26 protein-coding genes and 1 riboswitch are annotated in these 25,531 nt (G+C 48.4%); of the genes, 20 read left to right on the top strand and 6 right to left on the bottom strand.

The genetic code is table 11. The features are described 5' to 3' along the window. Nucleotides 1-301 precede the first annotated feature (301 nt). The 6 genes from GQS10_RS02180 (at nucleotide 302) to GQS10_RS02155 (ending at nucleotide 8,238) form a co-directional block, all read left to right on the top strand. Complete coding sequence (locus GQS10_RS02180) at nucleotides 302-2,086, top strand: phospho-sugar mutase (protein ID WP_166238912.1); 1,785 nt, start codon at nucleotides 302-304, stop codon at nucleotides 2,084-2,086. A gap of 127 nt (nucleotides 2,087-2,213) precedes the next feature. Continuing rightward, the gene (locus GQS10_RS02175; protein ID WP_166238546.1) at nucleotides 2,214-2,678 is read left to right on the top strand and encodes a VanZ family protein; all 465 of its coding nucleotides are present in this window, start codon (nucleotides 2,214-2,216) and stop codon (nucleotides 2,676-2,678) included. Between the two features lie 66 nt (nucleotides 2,679-2,744). Next, nucleotides 2,745-4,268, top strand: a complete 1,524-nt coding sequence (locus tag GQS10_RS02170; protein WP_166238544.1) for a L,D-transpeptidase — start codon at nucleotides 2,745-2,747, stop codon at nucleotides 4,266-4,268. 300 nt (nucleotides 4,269-4,568) lie between these two features. Further along, a riboswitch (cyclic di-GMP riboswitch) is annotated at nucleotides 4,569-4,654 on the top strand. 997 nt (nucleotides 4,655-5,651) lie between these two features. Next, nucleotides 5,652-7,388: an AfsR/SARP family transcriptional regulator gene (locus tag GQS10_RS02165; RefSeq protein WP_166238542.1), complete on the top strand. Its 1,737-nt coding sequence runs from the start codon at nucleotides 5,652-5,654 to the stop codon at nucleotides 7,386-7,388. A gap of 65 nt (nucleotides 7,389-7,453) precedes the next feature. After that, entirely contained in the window at nucleotides 7,454-7,873 is a 420-nt protein-coding gene (locus tag GQS10_RS02160; protein WP_166238540.1) for an ATP-binding protein, read from the top strand. Nucleotides 7,874-7,875: 2 nt separating this feature from the next. Next, complete coding sequence (locus GQS10_RS02155) at nucleotides 7,876-8,238, top strand: STAS domain-containing protein (RefSeq protein WP_166238538.1); 363 nt, start codon at nucleotides 7,876-7,878, stop codon at nucleotides 8,236-8,238. Between the two features lie 65 nt (nucleotides 8,239-8,303). On the opposite strand, the gene GQS10_RS02150 is transcribed toward GQS10_RS02155, so the two are convergent. Continuing rightward, nucleotides 8,304-8,936, bottom strand: a complete 633-nt coding sequence (locus tag GQS10_RS02150; protein ID WP_166238536.1) for a TetR family transcriptional regulator — start codon at nucleotides 8,934-8,936, stop codon at nucleotides 8,304-8,306. 141 nt (nucleotides 8,937-9,077) lie between these two features. Here GQS10_RS02150 and GQS10_RS02145 point away from each other — a divergent pair, with 141 nt between their 5' ends. From GQS10_RS02145 to GQS10_RS02110, 8 genes are all read left to right on the top strand, one after another. Then, nucleotides 9,078-10,580, top strand: a complete 1,503-nt coding sequence (locus GQS10_RS02145; RefSeq protein WP_166238534.1) for an MDR family MFS transporter — start codon at nucleotides 9,078-9,080, stop codon at nucleotides 10,578-10,580. 244 nt (nucleotides 10,581-10,824) lie between these two features. Further along, entirely contained in the window at nucleotides 10,825-11,547 is a 723-nt protein-coding gene (locus GQS10_RS02140) for a GntR family transcriptional regulator (protein WP_166238532.1), read from the top strand. A 136-nt stretch (nucleotides 11,548-11,683) separates the two neighbouring features. Continuing rightward, nucleotides 11,684-12,892 (top strand): extracellular solute-binding protein, encoded by a 1,209-nt coding sequence (locus tag GQS10_RS02135; protein ID WP_166238530.1) that lies wholly within the window; start codon nucleotides 11,684-11,686, stop codon nucleotides 12,890-12,892. Then, entirely contained in the window at nucleotides 12,892-13,722 is an 831-nt protein-coding gene (locus GQS10_RS02130) for an ABC transporter permease (RefSeq protein WP_166238528.1), read from the top strand. The genes GQS10_RS02135 and GQS10_RS02130 overlap by 1 nt, the downstream gene beginning before the upstream one ends. Then, a complete protein-coding gene (locus GQS10_RS02125; RefSeq protein ID WP_166238527.1) occupies nucleotides 13,719-14,525 on the top strand; it encodes an ABC transporter permease in 807 nt (268 codons plus the stop codon). Before GQS10_RS02130 ends, GQS10_RS02125 begins: the two co-directional genes overlap by 4 nt. Nucleotide 14,526: 1 nt before the next feature. Next, a complete protein-coding gene (locus GQS10_RS02120) occupies nucleotides 14,527-15,639 on the top strand; it encodes an ABC transporter ATP-binding protein (RefSeq protein ID WP_166238525.1) in 1,113 nt (370 codons plus the stop codon). Further along, complete coding sequence (locus GQS10_RS02115) at nucleotides 15,632-16,591, top strand: ComEC/Rec2 family competence protein (protein ID WP_166238523.1); 960 nt, start codon at nucleotides 15,632-15,634, stop codon at nucleotides 16,589-16,591. The genes GQS10_RS02120 and GQS10_RS02115 overlap by 8 nt, the downstream gene beginning before the upstream one ends. Nucleotides 16,592-16,735: 144 nt before the next feature. Further along, nucleotides 16,736-17,536: a polysaccharide deacetylase family protein gene (locus tag GQS10_RS02110; RefSeq protein ID WP_166238521.1), complete on the top strand. Its 801-nt coding sequence runs from the start codon at nucleotides 16,736-16,738 to the stop codon at nucleotides 17,534-17,536. A gap of 46 nt (nucleotides 17,537-17,582) precedes the next feature. On the opposite strand, the gene GQS10_RS02105 is transcribed toward GQS10_RS02110, so the two are convergent. Together GQS10_RS02105 and GQS10_RS02100 are read right to left on the bottom strand one after the other, a co-directional pair. After that, the gene (locus GQS10_RS02105; RefSeq protein WP_481849232.1) at nucleotides 17,583-17,999 is read right to left on the bottom strand and encodes an EamA family transporter; all 417 of its coding nucleotides are present in this window, start codon (nucleotides 17,997-17,999) and stop codon (nucleotides 17,583-17,585) included. 10 nt (nucleotides 18,000-18,009) lie between these two features. Beyond that, the gene (locus tag GQS10_RS02100; RefSeq protein ID WP_166238517.1) at nucleotides 18,010-18,630 is read right to left on the bottom strand and encodes a GNAT family N-acetyltransferase; all 621 of its coding nucleotides are present in this window, start codon (nucleotides 18,628-18,630) and stop codon (nucleotides 18,010-18,012) included. 136 nt (nucleotides 18,631-18,766) lie between these two features. Between GQS10_RS02100 and GQS10_RS02095 the strand changes: the two genes are divergently transcribed. The 6 genes from GQS10_RS02095 to GQS10_RS23765 all read left to right on the top strand — a co-directional run bounded on the left by GQS10_RS02095 (nucleotide 18,767) and on the right by GQS10_RS23765 (nucleotide 23,577). Continuing rightward, on the top strand, nucleotides 18,767-18,988 hold the full coding sequence (locus tag GQS10_RS02095) for a hypothetical protein (protein WP_166238515.1): 222 nt from the start codon (nucleotides 18,767-18,769) through the stop codon (nucleotides 18,986-18,988). Between the two features lie 14 nt (nucleotides 18,989-19,002). Continuing rightward, the gene (locus tag GQS10_RS02090) at nucleotides 19,003-19,320 is read left to right on the top strand and encodes a hypothetical protein (RefSeq protein WP_166238513.1); all 318 of its coding nucleotides are present in this window, start codon (nucleotides 19,003-19,005) and stop codon (nucleotides 19,318-19,320) included. A 242-nt stretch (nucleotides 19,321-19,562) separates the two neighbouring features. Continuing rightward, nucleotides 19,563-21,542, top strand: coding sequence for a bifunctional diguanylate cyclase/phosphodiesterase (locus GQS10_RS02085; RefSeq protein WP_341804991.1), 1,980 nt, complete (start codon nucleotides 19,563-19,565; stop codon nucleotides 21,540-21,542). Between the two features lie 180 nt (nucleotides 21,543-21,722). Continuing rightward, nucleotides 21,723-22,247, top strand: coding sequence for a hypothetical protein (locus tag GQS10_RS02080; RefSeq protein WP_166238511.1), 525 nt, complete (start codon nucleotides 21,723-21,725; stop codon nucleotides 22,245-22,247). Between the two features lie 207 nt (nucleotides 22,248-22,454). After that, nucleotides 22,455-22,937, top strand: a complete 483-nt coding sequence (locus tag GQS10_RS02075) for a hypothetical protein (protein ID WP_166238510.1) — start codon at nucleotides 22,455-22,457, stop codon at nucleotides 22,935-22,937. 496 nt (nucleotides 22,938-23,433) lie between these two features. Then, nucleotides 23,434-23,577, top strand: coding sequence for a CGNR zinc finger domain-containing protein (locus GQS10_RS23765; RefSeq protein ID WP_166238508.1), 144 nt, complete (start codon nucleotides 23,434-23,436; stop codon nucleotides 23,575-23,577). 425 nt (nucleotides 23,578-24,002) lie between these two features. Here GQS10_RS23765 and GQS10_RS02065 read toward each other — a convergent pair whose 3' ends face one another. The 3 genes from GQS10_RS02065 to GQS10_RS02055 form a co-directional block, all read right to left on the bottom strand. Then, nucleotides 24,003-24,611: a TetR/AcrR family transcriptional regulator gene (locus GQS10_RS02065; protein ID WP_166238506.1), complete on the bottom strand. Its 609-nt coding sequence runs from the start codon at nucleotides 24,609-24,611 to the stop codon at nucleotides 24,003-24,005. Between the two features lie 87 nt (nucleotides 24,612-24,698). Then, nucleotides 24,699-24,896, bottom strand: a complete 198-nt coding sequence (locus GQS10_RS02060) for a hypothetical protein (protein ID WP_207952095.1) — start codon at nucleotides 24,894-24,896, stop codon at nucleotides 24,699-24,701. Nucleotides 24,897-24,915: 19 nt separating this feature from the next. Continuing rightward, nucleotides 24,916-25,347 (bottom strand): VOC family protein, encoded by a 432-nt coding sequence (locus GQS10_RS02055; RefSeq protein ID WP_166238502.1) that lies wholly within the window; start codon nucleotides 25,345-25,347, stop codon nucleotides 24,916-24,918. Nucleotides 25,348-25,531: the final 184 nt, after the last annotated feature.

Genomic DNA, 25,531 nt, shown 5'->3' with positions numbered 1-25,531 from the left:
GCAAAATCGAAGCTATACCTCAAGATGGCTGATCACGTATAAAGGCAGAACATATGCTTCTGTGTACGGGAAAAAGAAGGCTTACGACCTGTTCGTTAAGCTAAGTCATTGTGTCAGCGGCCTTCATGTTGAGCCTGCCCCGAAACGAAGCAAGAAGCCTAGATCGCAGCGCGAAATTATTGAATATATCCGGCAGTGGCGGCAAAAGAACAAGGATAAAGTGCGGGAATATAACCGCAAAAGCTATTCAAAGAGAAAAAAGAAGCTTGCACAAAGGTCTTCGAAGGAGAGGAAAGAAGCCATGTTAGAACAAACACAGCTTACGTATACAGTTCCTTTTGACGCATACAAGCGTTGGAGCATGGCGGACATGCCTGCTTGGATGAAGCAGGAGCTGGCTCAAATGGACGAGGCTGCAATTAAGGAATGCTTTGGCAGCCAACTCGCCTTTGGCACCGGAGGCTTACGTGCGGAAATCGGAGCGGGCACGAATCGGATCAATATGTTCACAGTGCGGAAAGTGACGAAGGGGCTGGCGGACTATCTCAACCAGCTTGGCGGCAGCGCACCCGAGCGGGGAGTAGCCATCGCCTATGATTCCAGACGATTCTCCAAGGAATTTGCCGATGAAGCAGCGCTGGTGCTTGCGGAGAATGGTGTTCGCGCTTATGTTTTTGACGAGCTGCGTCCAACGCCGCTGCTTTCATTTGCCGTCCGGCATTTGGGAACGGCTGCTGGAATTGTCATCACCGCTAGTCATAACCCGCCGGAATATAATGGCTATAAGGTGTACGGCGAGGATGGATGCCAGCTTCCGCCTGCAGCGGCCGATGCGATTACCGAAGCTGTAGATCGGGTCGAAAATGAGCTGACTGTACGCGTTATGGACAAAGCCGAGGCGATTGAAAAGGAGCTGTACATTTCGATTGGCCATGAAGTCGAAGAGGCTTATCACACACGGCTCCTCAAGGGAATTCAAAATACAGCTGCAATCCGCGAAGCGGGGGATACACTCAAAATCGTTTATACCCCGCTGCATGGCTCCGGAAATCGTCCCGTTCGGGAAATCCTTGCCAGAGCAGGTTTCCGCAACGTCCTGACCGTGAAGGAACAGGAACTTCCAGACTCCGAGTTTTCTACGGTTTCCTCACCGAATCCGGAAGAGAAAGCGGCGCTTGCGCTGGCCATCGATCTCGCATCCGCAAACGAGGCGGATATCGTTCTAGGGACGGACCCGGATGCCGATCGTGTCGGCGTTGCAGTTCGTAAGGCCTCCGGAGAGTACGTTTGTCTCACGGGCAACCAAACCGGTGCATTAATGCTGGACTACATATTGTCGCAGCGTCAGTACCGCAATGATCTGCCATCCAATGGAATCGTTATGAAAACGATCGTAACCTCCGAGCTCGGCCGTGTCATTGCATCCCGGTACGGTGTGGAAACCATGGATACGTTAACCGGCTTTAAGTATATCGGGGAAAAGATCGCCCAATTCGAGCAAACCGGTGAAAAGCAATTTTTATTCGGCTACGAAGAAAGCTATGGTTATTTATTTGATGCTTTTGTCCGGGATAAGGATGCCGTTCAGTCTTGTTTATTAGTAAGTGAAATGGCAGCTTACTACAAAACGAAGGGCATGACGCTGGACCGTGTGCTGGATGAGCTTTACCGGACGCACGGTTATTTTATGGAAGGGCTTCATTCCATCACGTTAACAGGACTGGAAGGGATCGTCCGCATCAACCAGATGACCAACTATTTGCGGGAGCATTTGATTTCCAAAATCGGAAGCTGGAGAGTCAGCTCGATCAGCGATTACCAATCGGGGTCAGAGCTGCATCTAACGAGTAACACGCGGAAACCAATCGATCTCCCAAGCTCGAACGTCGTAAAGTACATTCTGGACGATGGCGCTTGGTTTGCTGTCCGGCCTTCCGGCACGGAGCCTAAGCTGAAAATTTACTTCAGCGTGATCGGTGAAACCGCTGAGGAAGCTCAAAACAAGCTATCTTTACTTAGAGATCAGGTGCTGAATTTGATGGACAACATTAAAATGTATCTCGGTCTTGAAGTTGTTCAAAAGTAACGAGCTTGGAGAGCGGGCAGTATGCGGATGAGCTGCGGCCTGCTCTCCTTTTAATTTTCCGCTGTTGCGATCTACATAGAGAGGATGGATTGGCGTAGGAAAGTTTACTCGTATTTTTATTTTATTGGTGTCAATCTGCTGGATCGCGGTGATCTTTTACTTTTCTTCTCAATCCTATTACGAGCAAACGATCATTCCTCAGCTGCAGTCATGGCTTCCTGCTAAGGAGCTTCGTGAGCGGGTGCCCGATTTGGTTATCTCCTACGATCATGTATATGTGAACGCTAAGAAAAATCCATATGGTTTCATAGAATTCATATTCCGAAAATTGTCTCATCTATTTGTGTATGCGGTGCTTGGCTGCTTTTTTATGCTTCTTTTTCGATTTAGGATTGCAAAGAATTGGCTTTCTATTTTATTTACTCTAGTGCTCTGTATGGTGGTTGCCGGGTTAGATGAGGTGAATCAATTGGACGCAGTCAAGAGAACGCCTTCCATCGTGGATGTGGGTATCGATGCGGCCGGAGCAATGATTGGTGTCATGGTCGCTCTACTCGTGCAAAGGATCTATGCGAGGAATAAACGTGAATAAACTATATTTTCTTCTGGTAAAGAAGGGATATTTTATCGTCATATACGGAAAAGGAGAGCGATCAGTATGGAAGAGCACAAGCAACGGGAAGGACGCTTTCAAAACCATTTAATGAAAGATGTAATTCCGCTAAAGCACAACCTCTATCTTCATCCTGCCGATCCTCGTTATTATGAGAAAAAATTAGAATATTACGATCGGAATTGCCCCGAGGCCCACTATCATCTCGGTTTGAAAAAGCTTCGTGAAGGAAACCGGGAAGCGGGTGTTCTCCATCTCACGCAATGCCTGCGTACTCCTACTTCCCCTTACTATTCAAAAGCCAGATCGGTGCTAGCCAAAGTAGACAAGGAAATCCGCGTCTCTCTGGATTCGTCGAAGTTGGATTCATCCGGGGCGCCGACGCACTTCAAAAAATCCAAGCAGAGCCCGTCACGTTCTGCCGCAAGGGTAACCCTAGTAGCGGCCATTCTCTGTCTTTGTTTTGCTTTTCTACTCTTTATTAGTGCTCCGATTCTCCGTTCGGCGGAGATTGCCAGTCCCTTCTCCAGCGTAGGGATGGACGTGGTGTACGAGAGTGAAGAGCTGCCCTTTGTTATTTACCTTCCTTACCAGCTATCTACAGCTGAAATTGAACGGCTTTTATATGATCATGCAGTAACATTGGCAGCCGAACATCCACAGAGAAAGGTTCTCTTGTACGGCGTATATTCTTCTGCCAAGGCCGCAGGCACCCCAGTGCCGCTTCGCGAAATCGAATTGAAGGACCAGGCGTTTGTGACAGCGGCATATAAGTCGGAAACGGATGCAAGTGTTAAGATTCGCTTTCATCAAAGTGCAGGAAACTCCTCGGGTGAGGCCGGGCGAATAGAAGAAACGCAGTTTGCTGCGAATGTGGTGCGGACGGCACTGCTGCAATACAAGGAAGACCATGGAAAGCTCCCGGACGATGTCCGGGAGCTTTTTGGCGTTTATCCTGATAATTATTTAAGTGTACTTCCTCTGGAGCCGTTATCAGAGAGCCACAAAGTGTTGGCAGAGATCGATTACACCGGCGGATGGGCGTATAATTCCACGGAAATAGACCCGGAGCAGATGTTTCGTCCCAACTCCCCCATGAACATTGCATTTGAACCCGTTGAAATTGTAGTGAACCGACAAACTCATCAACTGGTATTACGCAGCGGCAGCATCGTTGCGCTGAGGGAGCAGGTCGGGTTAGGTAAGGAGAGCAGCACACCTGTGGGACTATTTGCTGTGGATCAAAGAGTCCTCGATCCTCAAGGACGTAAATCGGGAGTGTACGGGACGGCGGGGTTATCCTTTGGGCAATGGGCAGTCCATGGTACGAATGATGAGCACTCGATCGGTAAAAACGAATCGTTAGGCTGCGTAAGAATGAAAAATGAGGCTATCAGCAAACTGTTTCCAATGGTTCCGAAAGGAGCGGCGATTCGAATCGAGGAGAGCGGATTACAGGATGCCATAGAGTCAAACTCGTACCTGTCACAAGTGCATCGTTTGTTTCCTTCCATAGAAGCTGAGGAAGAGCGAGCGCCGAAAAACACTTTATTTTCCTGGTTAGGCTAAGAGAACAGCTTCGGGTATGCATTCGTTCGCGGAGGCAATGCATCGTAATAGGAGTGTAATCGGGCTTGTGTATAGTAGAAGAGAGAGAAGAGGAGAGTTGCACATCAGCTGAAGAGGGCAATCATCAACGAGAGGTTCGAAAGCAGCTTACAAGAGACCCTGTCGAAAACATATTGATCTGTCGATTGGATTCGACAAAGAAATCGAGAAAAAACCCCCGTGTTTCGACAGACAGCGACTATGGGTGATGTGGTAAAATATTCTTGTGACAATTTGTAACATGGACAACTAAATAAGTCATCTTTGATGGGATGCGATGATCTACGTTCACCAATTTGGGCACCTTAGAACGTGGGGAGTAGGTGGTGCAACCGACCCTTTCTACGAATATCGATTCAGTAGGGAGGTTTTTTTTATCAAAGAGAAATAGGAGGAGTGGCGGACCTATGCGTCAAAGGGAGAGAGTCAGTCTCGAAATCGGAGACATATTAGAGCAACTCGGTATAGACAGAAAGAAATGGGACCAAAAAGAAAATGAGTCCGTTGCGATTTCTGTGACTACAGAACCATTAACTGTGCAGGTTAACAGTACTATCGCAACGAAAACAAAAACGAAGACTCATATTCTAATTAGTTAAATCGTATGTCTACTATAGTTCATTATACTTAAAAAAGTCTTCTTTTCAAGTCGGGTTTAGTGAGAACCCGGCTTTTTTTATCTTGAAAGACTACTTCTTTATATTACCATTATCCTAGAGTCGGGGCAATAGATTTTGTAATCAATTTGTAATTCTCTTGATAGTTCGTTCATATACATTAATGTGAAGAAGAACTAACGATAAAGCAGGTGTTTAACGATGTATGCGGTATATTACAAACAAACGAGATTATCCCCGATTATGTCCTATGAAGCCGCAGTAAGCTGGTGTGAACGATTTAGTATGTTCTTTAGCTCATTAACGGTAAGGCCTGTTTCAGCTGAAGCTGATCAATAAATTTCTAATTTTGTCTGCAAATGATCCCCTCTGGGTGCCCAGGGGGGATTTCCTGTTTCTGTGAATTTCTTTACATATGTTTACACTGGGAAATATGTTAGTATAATAAAGTAGAAAACGTCGATTGTTGGAGATCATCCTGAATTGAACACTGAGCTCTTTACATAAATCCACATGTACGGCTCTATAATGCAATACACCGCAATAACACGAACCGCTGACTGTCCAACCCCCAGAAGTTTTCTTCACTTCGCTAAGCATTCCTAACGTAGTACCGCCGTTCCTTTTTACGAGTGAAAGAATCGGCTCCATTCGGAAGCCATCTTATAGAATTCGTGAAGCTACGACATACCATCCATTTCATGCGAGAAAAGTGTGAGGCGATTTTATGCTGCACCAAGCAGAACGATTAATACAACGCAAGCAATATATGGAAGGGGCATTTTTTCTCGAAAAATGCATCCGGAACGGCCAAGACATACCTCACGAGCTCATGGTGCAGGTGCCGAATCAATATGTTATTGTATCGCCTTACCTATCGCGCTACTGGGGACAAGCTGCACTAGAGAATGGAAGTGTGCAATCTTCCATTGAATTCTTAACATCGGCGCTGCGAATGTTTGCTTCCTACTCTCTTCATGAAGATTTCCTAGGGGTGCTTGCTTTAATCGCCCAAGCGAATCTACGAATCGGCAATATCGAAGAATTTGTGGTTCAGATTCAGTATTTGGACCAGGAATATAGCAGAAAAGAAATCGTATGCAGCGGTGTGGTTCCCTATACGATTTCTTTAGGCGAGCACTATACGGAACTTCTCCAGCCCTGTGGAGTATACCTGGAGGAAGCATTTCAGCTGTATTTAAAGGAAAATGACCCTAAAGGAATGTCTATCGTTCTAGTAGAAGCCAATCTGAGGCCGAGGATTCTGCGAAACCCGGAATGCTGGGAAGAAAATTACACATTAGTTGTAAACCGACTGTCTTTTGACTCTAAACAGAAATATTGGATCTACCCCGTCACGATTTCTTATCTTTACATGAAGCAGAATTGGACTGTCTTGCTTGAGCAGGATAAAGATTTAGAGCAGGAGATTCAACAAATTCCGTATTACTATCAATGTCTAGTTTGCGCGCTTCTTCGATTGGCAGCGTCAGCTTCAGGTATAGGTCAAGGGAGCGGCTGTGAGCGCCTGTCTCAGCCTGTTGTTTATGATGATGTGGGTATCCAGTTTTTGATTAGTGTAGCAAGAGTTACGCAAATGAAGGACTCGCATGAGTATGTCCAACGATCAATACATTTGTATCAGCAATGCCGCCTTCCTTCTCATAAAACGCTTGTCGATCAGCACTCTGCTACCGATGGAATGGTTGCGGAAAGCGCGGCTCCGGGTATACAGGTCTTTGGATTTGGTTCGTTTCAAATCCATGGGCCGGATGGAAGCTATCCGATACAATGGACTAGAAAAAGAGCGCGAGATCTGTTTATCTACTTGCTTTTACAGCCGAAATTTTCTTGCACGAAGGAAAAGGCGGTTGAAGATTTTTTCCCAAATCACGATTACAAAAAGGCGCTAAACCAGATCAATGTTACCGTTCATTCCATAAACTCCAGCTTAGGTGAGCATATCAAGGTAAAGCCGATCGTAATTCAGGAGAACGGACTGATCTATATTAATCCGGTTTTGGAGATCCATTTTGACATTAATCAGTATTTACTTATGCTTCAAAGCGGCGAAGCCCTATGGATTTCGAATCGTGATGAGGCGTTCACCTTATATCGTCAGGCTTCCGAGCTGTTTCAGCCCATTTTTACAAATATTGAGGGGGCGGAATGGATTCATCGGTTTCAAGATGAACTTTTCCTGAAGCAGCTTGAGGTTTTCCGGAGATTAGGCGAGTATGCAGTGCAGACGAACCGTCTGGAAGAAGCGGAGGCTGTGTACAAGCAGGCTGTGAATTACGACCCTCTGCAGGAAGAATTTTATCAAGGATTGATTGCTGTATTGATAAGTAAGGGGAAGTCAGGGGAAGCCATGTTTTGGTATAAACAGCTGGAGTCGCTGCTGCGCAAGGAGCTGGACATGGAGCCCATGGAAGAGACGAGGCTGCTTCTGCAATATATGTAATGGTTTTGTTACTGAGCGGAGATAAAATGAGAGGAGTTACATTATCATTCGCGGAAGGTGGAGCCATGGATCGCACAAATCGCTATAACTGGACGATTCAAAGCACTCTTGGAGAAGAAGTGAGCGTGCTTCGGGATCTGGCCTCTATATTACGCGAATCGCCCCGTAAAGACGATATATTAATATCTGTAGCGGAATGCTGCATTAATGCAATTGAGCACGGGAGCAAAGGTCAGGAAGGCAACAAAATAAAGGTTTCGTTATCAATGAATGATGTGCATTACAGTGTGAAGGTATGTCATGAGGGCCCCGGATTCGATTATTCGAAGGCGAAAACACCTCATATCTCTTATAAATTAACGGAAAGCCAGCCGAGAGGCTGGGGCATCTATTTAATGCATCAATTTTCGGATGAAATTCAAACTTGGACGGATCAAGCAAACCGGTTTTGTACGGAATTACGATTCAAGAAAGGAATTTTATAAGTATGCCGGAAAAAGGATTTCATTATCTGACACATTGCAAGGAGCAGTATGCGGTTATCGAGCTTGTTGGTGAATTGAATAAACTGGCAGAGGAAACTTTGCTTGGGGTTACGGACTGGAAGGCGGTCTCCAACGAAGTGAAATCGATTGTTTTTGATTTTACGAGGGTGGAGTATATCAATAGTGCAGGAATCTCTATTGTGATTAGATTAATCCGCTCGGCCAATGACGAAGGACTGCTGCTATTCGGCTTTGGCATCAATAACTTGCAGGAAAAGCTGTTTCGTGCTGTCGGCATTTCAGAATATATTATGTTTTATCCAGATGAATTTTCTATTGCAGAGCGGCTGAAAACCGTTGGTTAGGCGATAGGAAAATAGGAAACCGCTCCGAGAGAGGGAAAACTCTTTCAGGAGCGGTTTTTTTGCTGTTAACGTATTAAGGGACGAATGAAAGAAGCGCAAAAACGCTCGGAAATTTCATCTGTCGTATATCCGCACTGATGCTGCAAATGCAGCACGGTATGGGGGGATAAAGAGGAGATCAATATATGTGCTGTAAAAGCAGGGTCATGCAAAAAGGCAGTGCTGCCCATGGTTTGAATTTCTTCGATTTGATTCGTAATCAACCGAAGTAAGATGCGGTATGGCTCGGATTGAAAGAAATCCGGTTTCGGATCACCGTGTCTTTGATGGGCTTGAATTTCTACTATCCATTTTGCATTTTCCACGGTGTGTGGAATTAATTGGCGGAAAATCGTATATAACCGTTCCTGTGCAGGCTCATCGGCCATTTTGGAAACCGTTTCATCCAGCCGGCTGCAAAAGACGAGAAAGCTGTCTTTAAGCAGCTCCATACATAAATCGCCTTTGTTAGCATAGCGGCGGTACAATGTGCCTTGTCCTACGCCGGCTGCTTTCGCAATTTGATGCATGCTGACGGCCTCGATGCCATGACGGTTGAATAGGTCGGCGGCCGCTTGAAGAATCAGATCGCTTGTCTCTTGTGCATCTCTTCGGTTAACGGGCATTAGTTCAGGCTCCTCCACTACATACTTGTCCACGATTGACAACCGGACAATTGTCCGGTAACATTCGATATAGAAATCGGACAATTGTCCGCCTAGACTGCAAAGCAATTGTGTAAATTGTAGTCTTTGTAGAAGATGAGGTCAATATCTTGGGTAGGGTAGGAGGAACAGAAAATGTCGAATGTTTCATACAATCGGCTGGAGAGTGAACAGGAGTTCTCAATGAAAAGCATTATCGTTCCGTTAATTGCCATTATCGTCGGCATGTTTATGGTTATTCTGGATGGAACGGCTATGAATGTAGCTATGCCGGGCCTAATCCAGGACTTCGGCCGGGATATCTCCGTCGTTCAGTGGACGGTTACCGGCTATTCACTGGCGCAGTCTGCGGTGATTCCGTTAGCGGGCTGGCTTTCGGATCGATTCGGAGCGAAGCGGATTTTTTTACTTTCCGTTGTCATGTTTACGCTGGGGTCCGTGCTTTGTGCGTTGGCGGCAACAGCGGAGCAGCTAATCGTGTACCGTATCATTCAGGGACTCGGAGGCGGAATGGTTGCCCCGATCGCCATGGCCTTTACGTATCGGCTTAGTCCGCCGGGCAAGGTCGGTGCCGTGATGGGGATGATCGGAATTCCGATGCTGCTTGCGCCGGCGTTAGGACCGGTCGTTGCCGGATGGCTTGTTGATTATGCCACATGGCATTGGATTTTCTTGATTAATATTCCGATTGGAATTATCGCTGTAATGATAGGTCTTCGTACACTGCCCAATATTGAAAGGCAAACCGTTCCTGCTTTAGATTTCTTGGGCATGATTTTTGCTCCTCTTGCTTTTGCGGCGCTTGCTTATGGCGTGAGCTCGGCAGGCGGCGGAGAGGGCGGAGGTCAGGGCGGCGGCTGGAGCTCCAAAGAAGCGATTGGGGGCATGACGGTAGGCGTCATTGCACTGGCCGTTTTTATTATCGTGGAGCTTCGCAGGGCGAACCCGCTGCTTGAGCTTCGCGTTTTCCGCTCGGGCAATTTTACGCGCGGCATTATTGTACAGTGGATTGCCCAAATTGCGTTGTTTGGCACATTGTTTTTAGTTCCGCTGTTTTTACAGCAGGCGAAAGGCTTCACGGCCTTTACGACCGGACTGATTATGCTGCCGCAGGCCTTATCCTCCGGTATATTTATGCCGATTGGAGGCCGGCTTTACGACCGCTTCGGCGCACGCCCGGTCGTGATCGCCGGGTTAACCATCGTAACGACGGCTGGTGTGCTGCTTTCTACAGTGAGTGCAACCACCAGCCTAATCATGATTATGCTTCCGCTGGCCATGCTCGGAGCGGGCATGGGCTTGTCGATGATGCCGTTGAACACGCATATTATTCAATCGGCGCCAATCCATTTGGTCAGCCGCGTTACTTCGCTCACCGCGGCTGCGCAGCAGGTGATGACTTCCTTTGCGGTTGCAGGCTTATCTACGGTTTTGGCAAGCCGCATGGAGCATTATGTTCAGACGGGAGCGCAGGGTCCGGCTCTGATGTATTCATCCTTCGGAGATACCTTCCTGGTCATGGCAAGCATTGGAGTCGTAGGCGCTGTAATGGGCTTTTTGCTGCGCCGCCCCAAGCGAGACGGCGAAAGCGGCGAGGGAAAAGCAGTGGCGGAAGCTGCCATGATGGCGGGCCATTAAGTTTTGATCCATATGTAAAAGGAAGACCGGTGAGGGAGCTCGCCGGTCTTTTTGGCTATGCATGATTGCAGGATAATCAGGGTCACGGCTAGGCAAAGGGAGGCTGCGCTGTTTTCTACTGTTTTGTTTCGTGCAGCCTTAACAATTTCTTTACGCGATTTTAACCGTTCGGGTGTTCATTGGTCGGCCTGTCCATGCTATGATAGTGGGAAAATGCAAACAGACGTCTAGAGGTGTGGTGGATATGTCCCAAAAAAGCTTATTTATAAAAGCATCGATTGAGCAAATGATTGAAACCCAAAAGCTGCGCGTTGGGGAGAAGCTGCCATCGGAAATCGAGATGGCCAAGCAGTTTGGCGTCAGCCGCGAGACGTTTCGGGCGGCGGTGAAGCTGCTGGAGCAGGAAGGCAAGCTGCTCGTGAAGCATGGCGTAGGCACGTTTATTATTAAGCCGCTGCCGAGTGTGCCAAGCAGTCTGGAGAAGCTCAGCAGCACGGGGGCGATGGTGCGTGCCGCTGGAATGGATGAGGGCGAGCGCAGGGATTCGCTTCGCATGGAAAGCTGCGCCGACAAGGAATGGTGCGGCCAGCTCGGACTAAAAGAAGGCGAGAAGGTTGTCGTTATTGAGCGTCTGCGAACAGTGAACGGCGAGCCTGCGGTATACTCCGTGAACGTCATGCCGCACGCTCTTACAGGGGAGGCCTTTAATGCGGCCGACAATTTCTCCGGCTCGTTGTTTCAGCACCTAGAGAAAAGCTGCGGCATTTACATCGTCCGCGCGCATACCGAAATTCGTGTGCCGCTGCATATCGACCCCTACTGCCAGAAGCTGCTGGTACGCCCGGAGACGACGGTGCTGCAGCTAAAGCAGCTTCATTATGACGAGGCGAACCGGCCGGTGCTGTATTCGCTTGATTACATGCGCAACGATATTTTTCAGTTTTGGATCCAGCGTAAGCGGGAGTAGTGTCAAGCTTGCTTGCGGAAAAATTTACAAAACCGATAAATGCAGTTAACAAAGCGCTAACAAATCCCCTCTATAGTAAGGGTAGATTAGATGTCTATACATCTATACCATTACAAACATATGGGAGTGGGAAAACGTGAAGAAACGCATGGTTTCAGGTCTTATTCTAGCCTTGTCCTTGTCCTCGATTTTAGCGGCGTGCGGTCAGGAGGCATCCAAGCCGACTACGAACGCACCGGCTCAGGCTGAAAAAGCAGAGGCGCCGGCAGCTGCGAAGGTAGAAGCGGTAAAGATTAACGCAGCCACGGCAGGCGACACCAACATGACCGAGCTGCTGGAGAAGGCGATCGCACCGGGCTTTTCGGAAAAGCATAAAGGCATGAGCCTCAATGTTGTCGGGACAGGCCCAGGGGATGCCGGCTCGCAAAAGCTTTACGCAAAGCTGAAGGCGCAAAAGGATGCCGGCAAGAAGGAATGGGATATTGATCTTGCGATCGTGCATCAAAGCATTATGGAAAGCATGATGAAGGACGACCTTCTTGAAAAATATGTTCCGATGAGCGCTAACAAAGATCTGGTTACGACTCCGGACAGCAAAAACAGCTTGGGTACGAATATCGACGGCTTCGCCATTCCGCTGTTCCACAGCCAAGTGGTGCTTGCTTACAATCCGGAGAAGGTAAAAGAAGCTCCGAAAAACTTTGAAGAGCTGACCAAGTGGATTCAAGCAAATCCGAAGCGTTTTGGCTATAACGGCATTAAAAACGGCATGAGCGGCGTCGCTTTCACCACTTCTTTTGTGTATTGGAAGACGGGCGATTACAAGCAGCTGACCGAAGGTCCTTACGATGCAAAGCTGGAAGAAAAATGGCCGGCTGTGATGAAGGAGCTGAAGGCACTGCCTGTAACATATACGAACGGCAACAACGGTACGCTGGACATGCTGAACCGCGGCGAAATCGACATGGGTCCGGTATGGGTGGACATGTTCCTGCTGTGGAAAGCGGAAGGCCGTATGAACCCAAGCTTCAAAATGAACCTGCTGGAGCCGGGACTGCCGGGACAGCCGATGTACGTCGTAGTTCCGAAGAACGCGAAAAACAAGGAAGCGGCCCTCAAACTGGCCGATTACATCACTTCGCCTGAGGTTCAAGCGAAGGTGATCGTAGAACGCAATACGTGGTATCCGGGTATCGACGCTTCCGCCGTACTCGAGAAGGTGTCCGAGGAAGGCAAAGCAAAGCTGTTTAAAGAGGTTACCGCAGAAGAAATTTCGAAACGCTCCCAGTCGTTCCCGCTTACACCATTCTTCGATAAGCTGAAGGAAGCGTACGAGAAAAACTAATGACGACGTTTCTTCAGCGTCAGCTGCACCGAATAGCAGGCACGGCACTCGTCCTGCCTGCTATTCTGGTTGTGGCGGTGCTTTTTGTGTATCCATTTCTGTTATCCTTTATCGGGAGCTTTCGGGTGGAGGATGGATACGGACTAGGCAACTACGCAGAGGTGTGGGAGCTTTACCGCACTGACCTGCTGTATACGGTATGGATCTCGCTTGTCAGCCTTACGGTGCTGCTCGTGTTCGGCGTCGTATTAGGGGGCTTTTTGCGGTTTCATGCCAATGGATTCATAGAATTTTTGTTTAAAGTGCCCTTGTTTATTCCGTTTGTTGTCGTTGGTCATGCCATGCGTGTCTTCTTGGCTCCGAACGGCATTTTGAATGCGGTGCTCAGTCTTCTGGGTATTGTCGACCTGGAGCATGCGCCCTCGCTGGCTTTTTCTTCAACCGGCATCGTCATTGCCCTTGTTTGGAAGGATCTTGCCCTTGCGCTGCTGCTGATGATGGGAGCGTTCCGCGGGATCGACAACAGCTATATTGAAGCGGCTCGCAATGTTGGCGCGGGCAGCTTAAAAATTATTTTCACCGTACTGGCCCCGATGGCAAAGGGGGCGATTGCCGTATCGGCGGTACTGATTTTCACGTCGATGATGGGCAGCTTTTCCATTCCCATGATGCTGGGGACGAGCGAAGGGCCGCAGATGGCGATGGTCGACTTGTACTATCAGCTGATCTATCAAAATAACGCCGGAACGGCCAATGCGATCGGCGTCATTTCGTACTTAATTTCGATGGGTGCGGCGATTTACTACATAAGGCTGGTGACGAAAAAATGACGCTGAAAATCGCCAAGCTGTCGCTGAAGCTTTCCGGGTATGCGATTGCGTTGTTTATTATTTTGGGGCCGTTGTCGAGCCTCGTGCTTTGGTCCTTTGCCGAAAAATGGTTTTGGCCGCATTTGCTGCCGCAGGAGTACGGTCTTTTCTATTGGAAAAAGGTATGGGACAGCGGTATTATGGATGCGCTTGGTCTCAGCTTTGGCATCGCCGCACTAGTTACCGTGATTACGCTTTTGCTGACGGTTCCTTTGTCTTACGTTCTTGCACGGTTTGCGATTCCCGCCAAGGCGCTCATTTTGATGGTGTTTCTGCTTCCGCAGGCATTTCCGCAGCTGCCGGTATATTCCAACACGATGGTACTGCTTTATAAATGGGATCTCGTTGGAACGATTCCCGGAGTCATTCTCATTCACCTCGTCGGAACGCTTGTGTATGCGGTTTGGACGATGGTTTCGGTTATGAAATCAATACCGGTATCGCTAGAAGAGGCGGCTATAAACGTTGGGGCTTCCCGGATTCGGGTGTTTTGTACCGTGACGCTTCCGCTTGCGTTTCCGGGCATATTGGCCTCCTCGCTGCTCGTATTCTTATATTCGCTGGACGAGTTTACAGGCAGTCTGCTGATTGGGTCGCCTTTTGTCACGACGATGCCGGTTTATATGTATAATTCCGCCATGGGCTATGAAATGCAGGTTGCGTCCATTACAGCTCTGCTGCTTATGCTGCCCGGCGTCATTCTTTTGTTATTGATGGAACGGTTTTTGAAGTCGGAGTACTTGGCAGCATTCGGGAGGGCATAGCATGGAAGTGCAAATTGAACGAATCAGTAAGAAGTATAAGCAGAAAAAGGCAATTTCGGACGTGAATCTTCAGCTTCCGGACGGCAGCTTTACGGCGATTTTAGGTCCGAGCGGCTGCGGTAAAACGACACTGATGCGCTGTTTGGCCGGCTTTCTAGAGACGGATGAGGGTCGCATTTTGTTTGGGGAGCAGGATGTGACCCATCTTCCTCCGCAAAAACGCGGAACGGCGATGGTGTTTCAAAACTATGCGCTGTGGCCGCATATGACGGTGTTCGAGAACATTGCGTACGGCCTTAAGCTGCGCAAGCTTCCGAAGCAGGTCATTCACGATAAAGTGATGGATGTGCTGCGCAAGGTGGAGATCGACACCGAGGATGTAAAGCGCCGCCATCCGCCGCAATATTCCGGCGGCCAGCAGCAGCGGATCGCGCTTGCGCGTGCGCTTGTGCTGGAGCCGAAGCTGCTGCTGATGGACGAGCCGTTGTCCAATCTGGACGCGAAGGTGCGCCAGCGGCTGCGGGTGGAAATCCGCAGACTTCAGCAGGAGCTCGGCATTACGGCCGTATATGTCACGCACGACCAGGAAGAGGCGCTGTCGATGGCTGATCAGGTTGTGCTGATGAATAATGGGCTGGTCGAGCAGGTCGGCAGTCCGGAGCAAATTTACAAGGCACCGGCGAGTTATTTTGCCGCGCAGTTTATCGGGAACAGCAACACGCTGCTTGTTGAGAAGCAGGGGGCTGAATATTTGGTGAACCGGCAGCAGCTGCATCTGGATGATGTTGGCCGTGCCGCCAGCAGCCGGGAGAACGGCACCTACGGACTTGTGTTCCGCAGCGAGGAGGCCGTGATCCGGTTTGACGGAACAGATGTTCAATCGATTACCGGAGGGGCTTCGGCAAGAGTAATTGCGCTTCAAGCTGAGTTCAAAGAAAGCCTGTTTGTCGGTTCGGGTTACCGTCACTGGGTGGTTGTCGAGGGTCAGAACGTCTTTATCGAGTCAGAGCAAAAATATACGCAAACCGGAGCCTGCACGCTGCTGCTGCCGAAAAGCAGCTGCTATTTGTTCTCCAATCAGGAAATGAAGGGAGCAGCCGTTATCCATGCGTAGGAAGTGGAGTACCCTATATGCTTTAAACGTAGGGAGAGGCGACAGCTTTGCCTTTGAGCTGGAGGCTGAAGGGCGCGAGCCGTTCCGAGTCCTCGTGGACGGCGGGGACGAAACGGAGGCGGTTCGCGTTACACCGCAGCAGTTTATGACGGAAAAGGGCTGGGACCGGCTCGATTTGATGATTTTAACCCATATTCACTGGGATCATATTATCGGCTTGCTCCGTCTAGCGAAGGAATTCAAGGTCGCGGAGGCTGTGCTTCCGTACCCGGCGTTTCGTTTGCCGAGGCTATCTGAAGGTGAGGTTGTGGTGCTGGAAGCCTACGATCATTTCCGCCTTTACGAAGAGCTGATCGAGCTGCTGCAGGCCCAAGGCACAGTCATTCATTATCGTCCGCCGTTCGGGGAGCGGACGGAATGGACGTTCGGCGAGTTTACGTTCCGGCATTTGTCCCCAGTGGAGGGGGAGCCGCTGCCGTTATATGCTTCGATTCGCGAGCTGGTCACGCTTGGTGATCAGAATCAGACGCCGTCTGCGGAGAACGCCTACGCGCTGCTTCACGAATACCATGTGGTCTCCAATCGCGACAGCAGCATCTGGCTGCTAGAGCGCAGCAGCGGAGAGACCGCTATGAAGGAGCAGCTGATTTTGCTGGGCGGAGATGCGCTGCTGGACAACTGGGAGCGGCTGCTTACACGCGAAAAGTTGCAGCCTCGCATCCTGAAGGTGTCCCATCATGGCAAGCCGGATGCGATTGATGCTAATTTGGTGCAGCGCTTAAAGCCGGATTGGCTGCTTATTACGAATTTCGTGCAGGAGTGCGAGGAGCACGCAGCCATTTGGGCGGAAATCAGCCGAGCAGGAAATTGCCCGTTTTTTGTGACCGGCGAAGTACCGGATACACGCTGGCTGATGTCGGAGCTGCCGGAACTTCCAGTTCGGGAAAAGTAGGAATAGAGCATCCGCTTCGTTTTGCAAGGATCCCTTTTATGTGTCATTTTATCGCTTCCGCCAATTCCTTACGGGTCTCATCTTGTTGACAGCCCCTCCCTTTGCTAGACTTTATGTACATACATAAAGAGATGAGGTGTCGTTATGCAAAAGGTAATTGTGACGTTTCCTGAGGGAAAGCATAAGGTGCTGACGATGAGCTATGATGACGGCAAAATTGCGGACAGAAGACTGGTGCAAATTTTCAATAAGAACGGAATCAAAGGAACCTTCCACTTGAACTCGGGACTTCTAGGGGAAGGAGACCGGCTGCCTGCTGAAGAAATTGCCGAGCTGTACCAAGGCCATGAGGTTTCGGCCCATACCGTTACACACCCAACCATTGAGCGTTCGCCGAATGAACAAATTGTGGAAGAAGTGTTTGAGGACCGGAAGCGGCTGGAGGCGTTGGTCGGCTATCCGGTTCGCGGAATGTCTTACCCGAACGGCTCGTTCAACAGCCGGATTAAGCAGTTGCTGCCGAATCTGGGCATCGAATATTCCCGTGTCGTACAGTCCACTGGAGGGTTCGGTCTGCCGGACGACTTGATCGAATGGAAGCCGACCTGTCATCACAAAAGAGACCTGCTTCAGCTCGGACAGCAGTTTATCGAGCTCCATAAACAGCAGTATCTTTATATGATGTACGTCTGGGGTCACAGCTATGAGTTCGATAATGATAACAACTGGGAGCTGATCGAACAGTTCTGCGAAATGGTGGGCGGACGTGAAGACATATGGTATGCGACGAACATTCAATATGTCGATTACATGAATGCTTTCCGCAGCCTGAAGTTTTCTGCCTCGCGGGAAATGGTCTTTAATCCGTCGGCAGCATCAGTCTGGCTACAGGTAAGTGGACGGGTTGTTGAAGCCAAGGGCGGAACGACAACCTCTTTATTGTAAAGTTATTTTCCTTTTCTTGACTGCTCAGCCTAGAGGCTGGGCAGTTTTATTTTAGCCTAGTAATCACAAAACCGCCTATAACTAAGGATAGTCCCACCCACGTTTTCCAAGTTGGCACCTCTTTTAAAAACAAATACCCCATTAATACAACGATAAAAATTTCGAAGCCTTTTGACAGGCTTAAAGCAAAGGTTAAACTTCCCGTGGATTTGTAATTGTACTTGATCCCAAAACCGATCATGACATTGGCTGCAAAAAAGAGGGGAATCATTTTGACTTGAAACCAGATAGTCGTCCAGAAAGCAGGGTCAATATGTTTGCTTTGATAAGAAAAGATGGCGTTGATTAGGAAAAGTCCGGCGATAAGCAGTCCGATCCCGTAAACCAATAGCATGGTGTTCCCTCCTCTGTATTTTTGGGACACCGTTATTGTTTCCCGAACGCAACATTTTAGACCCCGCATAAATAAATCGTTATTCGTTTCCGGTTATCGTATGGTTTTCATTTCTTTTAAGCATGTAAATTCGTTCGCGAATACCGCCTAACCGCAAGAAAAAGCCGGCCTTCTTCTTCCGAAAGACAGTAAAGCCCAAATGCTCATAAAGACGAATCGCTTTCTCATTGCGATCCATAACCTCCAAGATAAATTCATGGTGAGAATGGGTGCCCATCAAAAAATTCATAAGGGTTGTGGCCACCCCTTTTCCTCTAGCATGTTCAGCTGTAGCAATCGATTCGATGTAAGCTTGATGGGCTGTTAATGGCAAGGGATGCTCGAGTTCCTCACGCATCGCGTTATAAACGAAGCCGCCCCTGATATAGCCGAGCTCCCTTCGTAACCAATTTTTATCGAGACGGTGTGATCTCCCATGGAGAGTTGATACCGCTCCAATTCCCAGAATCGTTTCTCCTTCCATGCAAACAAAATAATGATCCTTCACAAATGAGTGACTGAAAGTCTTGGCCATGGAGTGAGGAGGGATTCGTAGGCTCGTGCAAAGCTCCTGCATAAAGCAATCTGTAAAAAGCTGAGCCGTCTTTTCGACAGCTTCATTGCTTAATGAATCCAAACGTTGAATATGAAACGTGCTCATCCTAATCGCTCCCTCGGTATTCATAAGATTGGTTCAGCTTTATTCTTTTGCTTCGAATCGTATGATCCTGCTGCACACATAAAAATTCAAGAAATGCAAACGCTAAGCAACAAATCCATGTGAGGAGAGGAAGCTCGTGCTGACTTTTTTACTCGTTCTTGTGTTTGCGGTCATATTCTTCGGTGCGATCGGGTCTTATGGAATTATGCGCCGGCAGCAGCACCACGAATTGGATAAAGATTCGAACAACATGGTTGCTAAGCATCCTGCTCGGGCGAACCCAATCGTTTATGCGTATATTGCTGTGCCCATCATTATTGCGCTGATTACGATTGTATGGCTGCTAAATAATCGGTAGAGGAGAGCTTGGAGATGGATAAAAAGAAATACTACGTTTCAGTTCAGGCTGGGACTGTGATGGAAAACCAAGGGGATTCTTCTTATGAGCTTGAGATTGAGGCAACCCCGAAAGAAGTGGAAGATCTTCAAGAGCTCTTCGAAGGGCAGTCTTGGGTCAATGAGCGTGCGTTTTGGCGTGCCCATGTGCCTGGTGTGGAATATCATCACGACGCGGTAAACGATTATTACGACGACTATTTAGTTGAGATTTATCGCAAAATTTATGAGCTGGGCACACGGGAAACGCGTGAGCATATTCAATCGATGAACATTTTGAACGCAAATACTTAATTCATTCAAAGCCACCGGAAGAAGCATCGCTTTTCGGTGGTTTTTTTGGGTTTTCAAAGAAGAAAATGGTCGAGTTTTATTCTCTTTTCGATTATGATAATGAATAGCTAGTATTATTAAGAAATGAATATAGTATATGATGATAAGGGAAGCCAACCAGCAGCCATGTCAGACTACATTGTACCTAAGGAGACCCGACCGAATTGCATTCCATACATACTCATTATAACATTTGGATTATTTTGTTATCCTTTGTAATTGCCGTTTTAGCGTCTTACTCGGCATTGGATTTAGCGGGAAAAATTTCGTTATCCAAGGGGAAAAACAAAACGGTTTGGCTTATGGCCGGTTCCTGTGTGATGGGGATCGGCGTCTGGTCGATGCATTTTGTCGGAATGCTGGCCTTCGAGCTGAATATTGACGTTACATACAATATAACTATTACGGTTTTATCTGCGCTTGCTAGTATAGCAGCCTCCTTTATTGCCTTCACGGTTACTGGAGGAGCTCAGGCGGGCATTGGTCGCATCGGGATCGGCGGCCTTGCAATGGGGGTTGGCATCGTAACGATGCATTATTCCGGGATGGCGGCGATGCAGATGCCGGCCGAAGTGGAGTATGACCCGAAGCTTTTGGCCTTATCCGTGCTTATCGCCTTTACGGCTTCCTATGCCGCTCTGCTTCTTTTTCGGCGTTTCCGTAACAGCCCGGCCTTCAGTGGATGGAAGCTGCTCTGTTCCTTGGTGATGGGGCTTGCGATCTGTGGAATGCATTATACGGGAATGGCAGCTGCGAAATTTCATCCTGTAACCGGCCTTGTTGGGGAAGGCGGGGGGCATGGGGCAGCAGGGCAAACGTCATTTTTGCTTATCGCGGTAGCGGTTGCCACGTTGTTTATTTTACTCATTTCGTGGGGAGCGATTTTCTTTGACCGGACGGTGCTGGAGCGGATGGCTTACCTTGATCCGTTAACAGGTCTGCCTAACCGTTACGGCTTGGACCGATATTTTGTAAGCAGCTTTGCCGAGCCGAAGGGCGCTGTGCTGTTTATCGATTTGGATCGCTTCAAAACGATCAATGATACGCTGGGACATGATATCGGCGATTTACTGCTTCAGGAAGCGGGCGTACGCTTTGTTCATTGTATTGGACCTTCCGGAGAGGTGTTTCGACTCGGTGGAGATGAGTTTTTAATTGCACTCCCGGGTTCAACTCCACAGGAGGCGGAACATACGGCAGCACGCATTATCGACACCATTAAGCAGCCCTATCTTATTAAGGGGAATGAGCTTTATGTGACTGCGAGCGTAGGAATCAGTCTTGCTCCTGAGCATGGCGCCCATCGCACTGATCTAATGAAAGCAGCGGATATCGCGATGTATCAGGCGAAAGGCTCTGGAAAAAACAAATGGGAGCTGTTCAATTTTGAGCTGGAACGGAGGCAGGTGCGCAGGTCCGGCCTTGAAAAGGATCTGCGGGCAGCGCTTATGCGCAACGAATTTTTTGTTGCCTACCAGCCGAAATGGGATTCCGTCAGTAACCGGCTGGTCGGGATGGAGGCGCTTCTTCGGTGGAATCACCCGAACCTGGGGACAGTCCCTCCTAGTGAGTTCATCCCGATCTCGGAAGAAACCGGCATGATTGTTCCGATTACGCGTTGGATGCTAAAGGAAGTGTGCATGCAAAATGTGGAGTGGCAGGCGGAGGATACCGCTAAAGTTCCTATTTCCGTAAATATGTCTGTTCGTGTGTTTGAGAGCGGCCATCTCATTGCGATGGTTCAGGATGCACTGGAGTGTTCGGGCTTGCCGCCGGAATATATCGAACTGGAGATTACGGAGTCGATCGCGATTAATGATGTTGTGGATGCCGTTACACAGCTGCAGCAGCTCCGTGCTCTTGGCGTCGCCGTCTCATTGGACGATTTTGGGACAGGCTATTCTTCGCTGGGAACTCTTGACCAGATGCCGGTAAACACCCTTAAAATTGACCAGGTGTTTATTCGCAATTCCGATCAGCCCTCCAAGCAGGCGATCATCAGCAATATTATTACGATTGCCGCCAATCTGAAGCTGCAGGTGGTTGCCGAAGGCGTGGAGACGGAGGAGCAGATTGAATTTTTACAATCCCGTGGCTGCCAAGTAATGCAGGGCTACTATTATGGTAAGCCGATGCCGCGGGAAGAGATGGATCGTTGGCTGAAATCGAAGCAGTCCGCTTAACATGCACAATAAACGAGTAAATCCCCCGTTATGGGGGATTTTGTATGCGTAAAGACGAATATACAGGCGATTACCCATATAAACGAAGCTAAGCCTTACTTATATAAGTACATGAAACGTACCGGTAATCGAGCGAAATTGGATGAAAAGCAACGACACTTATATGATGGGAGTTTCCTTATGACAACCTATATCAAACGTTGTACTAGTGATGAGGCCTTGGCTAAAGCCAGTTTATTCGCCATTGAGAACAGACACGCATTACATCCTTCTTTTGGCACCTTGGATATAGTCAGTCTGTTATGTTCCCATATTACACAAGGTCATTTGATTTATATTACGGATGAGGACAATCGGGTTCTCGGCATGATGACTTACTATCACGGAACGCCTGACAAAAATTTTGAGGATACGGAAGTCGCCTTTGTCAACTTTGCTATTATGGCTAGAGCCTACAGGGGGACACGCCTTTTTGTTAAGTCTCTGTATTATATGGTTGAGTTAATCACCGAGGCACATCCGGATGTACGTGAACTTAGATTAAATGCCTTATCGGAAAACACTTATTTATGCAGGTTATATTCCAAATTTGCCCACGCCAGCCACACTCAGGAAAGTGCACTTGGAGAGGAAACCGTATTTTGTGTCAGAATACACCAAATTAAGTCTATCTTAATGCGTTTATTTAGAGTACAATCACAATAAGAAAAAAATCATTATTAAAAACGGAGGATGACCTATGTTTGTACCACCACCCAACATCGATAAGAAAACCGGCGGTAAGTTAGGAAGGTTTGCTATACTCAATGATACTTTAAGAGCACAGCCACAATTGCAACCACAACCACAGCCGGCGAAGTAATGCTATACTTATGCCGACCATGCAGCACAGAGCTGGACTACGAGGGTTACATGAAGTTTCTGCTCCGGCACCATGCGGAGTTGAATCTGCCGTATCCTTTTGCGGTGAAGCTTAGTTTTCTGAGTAGTCCGCTCCTTTTCGGCAAGGCGATGTTGATTCTCTCGGAAGAGGATTACGATCTTGTTGGAGCTGTCGGTTTCGTATATGGGACAGGTGCTAACGCCTATGAGGATCGCCACATCTGCCAAGTGGAGGTTTTCTATCTGCGTCCTGAACATCGGCGGCAAACCTTGTTCGTTCAAGTGCTGCTGGCGCTGCTAGTCAGAATCAAAGAGGGTTGCAAGGAAGTCGAGAGGGTTCAGTTTTGGGTTAAAGAGGATCAAGCAGAGGGGAACAGGCTCTTCTCTAAATGTATTCTTTTACCGGGTTCTGAACGTCATTTCGTGAATGATCTGGTTTGTTATCAGATACCGTTTCGTGAGCTGGAAAACTATTGCCTGAGGTTCCAGAAGCGTTACTCGATGGATGCTTGAAGGTTAGTGGTTGAATACTAAACAGTCAGATCTGAAATAATCCCATCGGGAGCCTCGTGTTAGAGGCTTTTTTTATTTCCATTTTACATCGCTTCGTGTTTATACTGGCAAACGTTGTGAACACGAACCACCGTTAAGAAGACACCCGTTTCGTATGCGCGGACAAGGAAGTAAGGCGCGTACTTGTGGCGTAATCGAGTGTGAAGGCGAGTTGAAGCAACTCGTACTTGCACTTGAGACCAAAATACATATTGTATATATTGTTCATATATAAAAGTAAAAACGATCGGGACTGTCGCGGACAAGTCGGGAGGCGACGTTACGGACGGAATCGCACCGATCAATAAATTGCTGGAGGAGCGGGTTGTAACGACAAAGCTCACAAGGCGACAGGACGGACAAGGGTTCGTTACGGATCGGAAGTTCTTGCTGAGAGCTGCTTGCCCCGATCGCGGAGGCGGCGGTCGACTTCTTCAGTACATGCGATGCGGAACTTGTGAAGAAATGTGAAAATCCGGAATGCGAGCTCCTCTTTTACGATCAAAGTCGCAATGCGACGCGACGCAGGTGCAGTCAAAATGCATTCGGCAATCGCATGAAGGTAGCGGCGTTCTTGGAGCGGCAAAAACAACGGGAGTAAACGAATAAAGAACGCTGATAGAAGGGTCTGTCAAACGTACGCACGTTTGATAGGCCCTTTTCCTATTGTGTTCCAGAACGGAACAACTCCGGATATTAGAAATTTGATGGCTTGGGACCATTATAACGTCTAGGAATGAAGTGTTCAGCGGATTTAATACCCAAAAGTTATGTTTGAATATTAAAAGAATAAATCTATATACCCTTATGGACATAATGATGGTTAATTAAGGGGTGATTGAAATAGATACAGCGTATCATGCAGGAGAGTTGAAGGTACACGAGATAGCCGGCGCATGGATCGTCGCCGAGCAGAACGGGGCATCGATCAAGTCGACGATGCCAAAAGGCGCATTCTCTTTTCTTCGCATGCAACAAGGGCAATGATAAATATTGTGGACACAAACATGATACCAGCCAGCAAAATCACGATTCAGCTTCTTTGGGATCTTCATCGTTAATGAAGCCGCCGAGGCAATGCGAGATTACGGACATCGTTTCTTCTATCGAGCGATCCTTCGGGTTTTCCGCGATCCACAATGCCGACTCGTTCAACGCGCCGGAGAGGAAATGCGTTAACGCGTCAAGAGGTACCGCCTTTAAAACCCCTTGTTCCTGCATGGCTTGCAACTGCTCGCGGAGATGCCGCATGGAGTGTTGTTCATCCAAGCTGCGCCAAGCTTCCCAACCGAGTACGGCCGGTCCGTCAATGAGCAGAATGCGTCTCGTTCGCGGTTCGACGGCCGATGCGACGAATGCACGGCAACCTAGGGTCAGTTGTATCCACGAATTCTCGCTTCGGGATGCCTCGGCTTCGACCCGGTCCCCGATTTCCCTCTGAACCGCTTCCAGTACAGCTTGAAATAAGCCGCGCTTATTCCCAAAATGATGATACAGGGCGCCGCGCGTTACACTCGCTTCGGCGACGATCTCTTCCATCGAAGATGCCGCGTAGCCTTTCTCCGTAAAGTGTCTTCGGGCCACCTCAAGCAACGAAGCAATCGTTTCGTACGTTTCTTCCTTGTTTCTTCTCATCTATGGCTGACTCTCCTTTGATGCGCTATGCCTCGGCAAGACGCATGAGTTCTAAAGCTTCATGATCGCCTGTTGCAACAAGCGTCCTTATTCTTCTACGAACCATCCATCCCTTGTGCTTTCCGCCTCGTTCGATTCGCTTCCGAAGCCAAGCCAACGTCGCCGTCTTATGATCCTTCGTAAGATCGTTGATGTGATTACCGGATTGTGAGGCGCGATCAATCCGGAGAGACGCTGGGCCAGCTCCATCCCGAAGTAATGTTTTAAAGCGAGGGATCTCGTCATCTTACCGGTTCCGCCTCCGTTAATCCCATAAGTTCTCATGATATTGATCGCTGTATTCGGCGGAAGGCGGAATGATCTTGATGACGTCGATCAACACCCCGTTCGGATCGCTCGTGATGAAGTGCCGCTGTCCAAAGACTTCGTCGCGGAGCTCGAGCCGTAAGGGGAGCTTTTCGCGAACGATCAGCCTCTCGTATTCCGCGTCGACGTCGTCTACTTCAAAATTTAGGATAAGACCCTTAACCGAATTACGGTAAGCCTCCGGAACGGTGGGATGCCCCGATTCGAGAACCGCCAACTCGAAATCGGTTTGATCCTCTTTAGCCAACCGCAGGCTGACATACCAATCCGCTTCGAACACGGCTTCAAATCCGAACAGCTTGCGGTAAAATTCTGCGGTTGTCGCTACCTGTTCCGTCATAATGACCGGGTAGAAACTTACTGTCTTCATTGTATAATTCCCCTTTACCAGTGAATACCTGCATTTTAACATACATACTGAATGTATGTAAAGTGTGAAAGAACGGGATTATTTTATGGGCTGGATCAAAAAGGGATATGGTATTTCCGGTTTGTGGAAGAACGGAATCGCATGCGTGTTACTGATTGGTTAAACTCCATACCTGTCAAAATTA

The organism is Paenibacillus turpanensis, assembly GCF_011421635.1.
Lineage (GTDB): Bacteria > Bacillota > Bacilli > Paenibacillales > YIM-B00363 > Paenibacillus_AK > Paenibacillus_AK turpanensis.
This window is presented reverse-complemented; position numbering and strand designations above follow the sequence as displayed.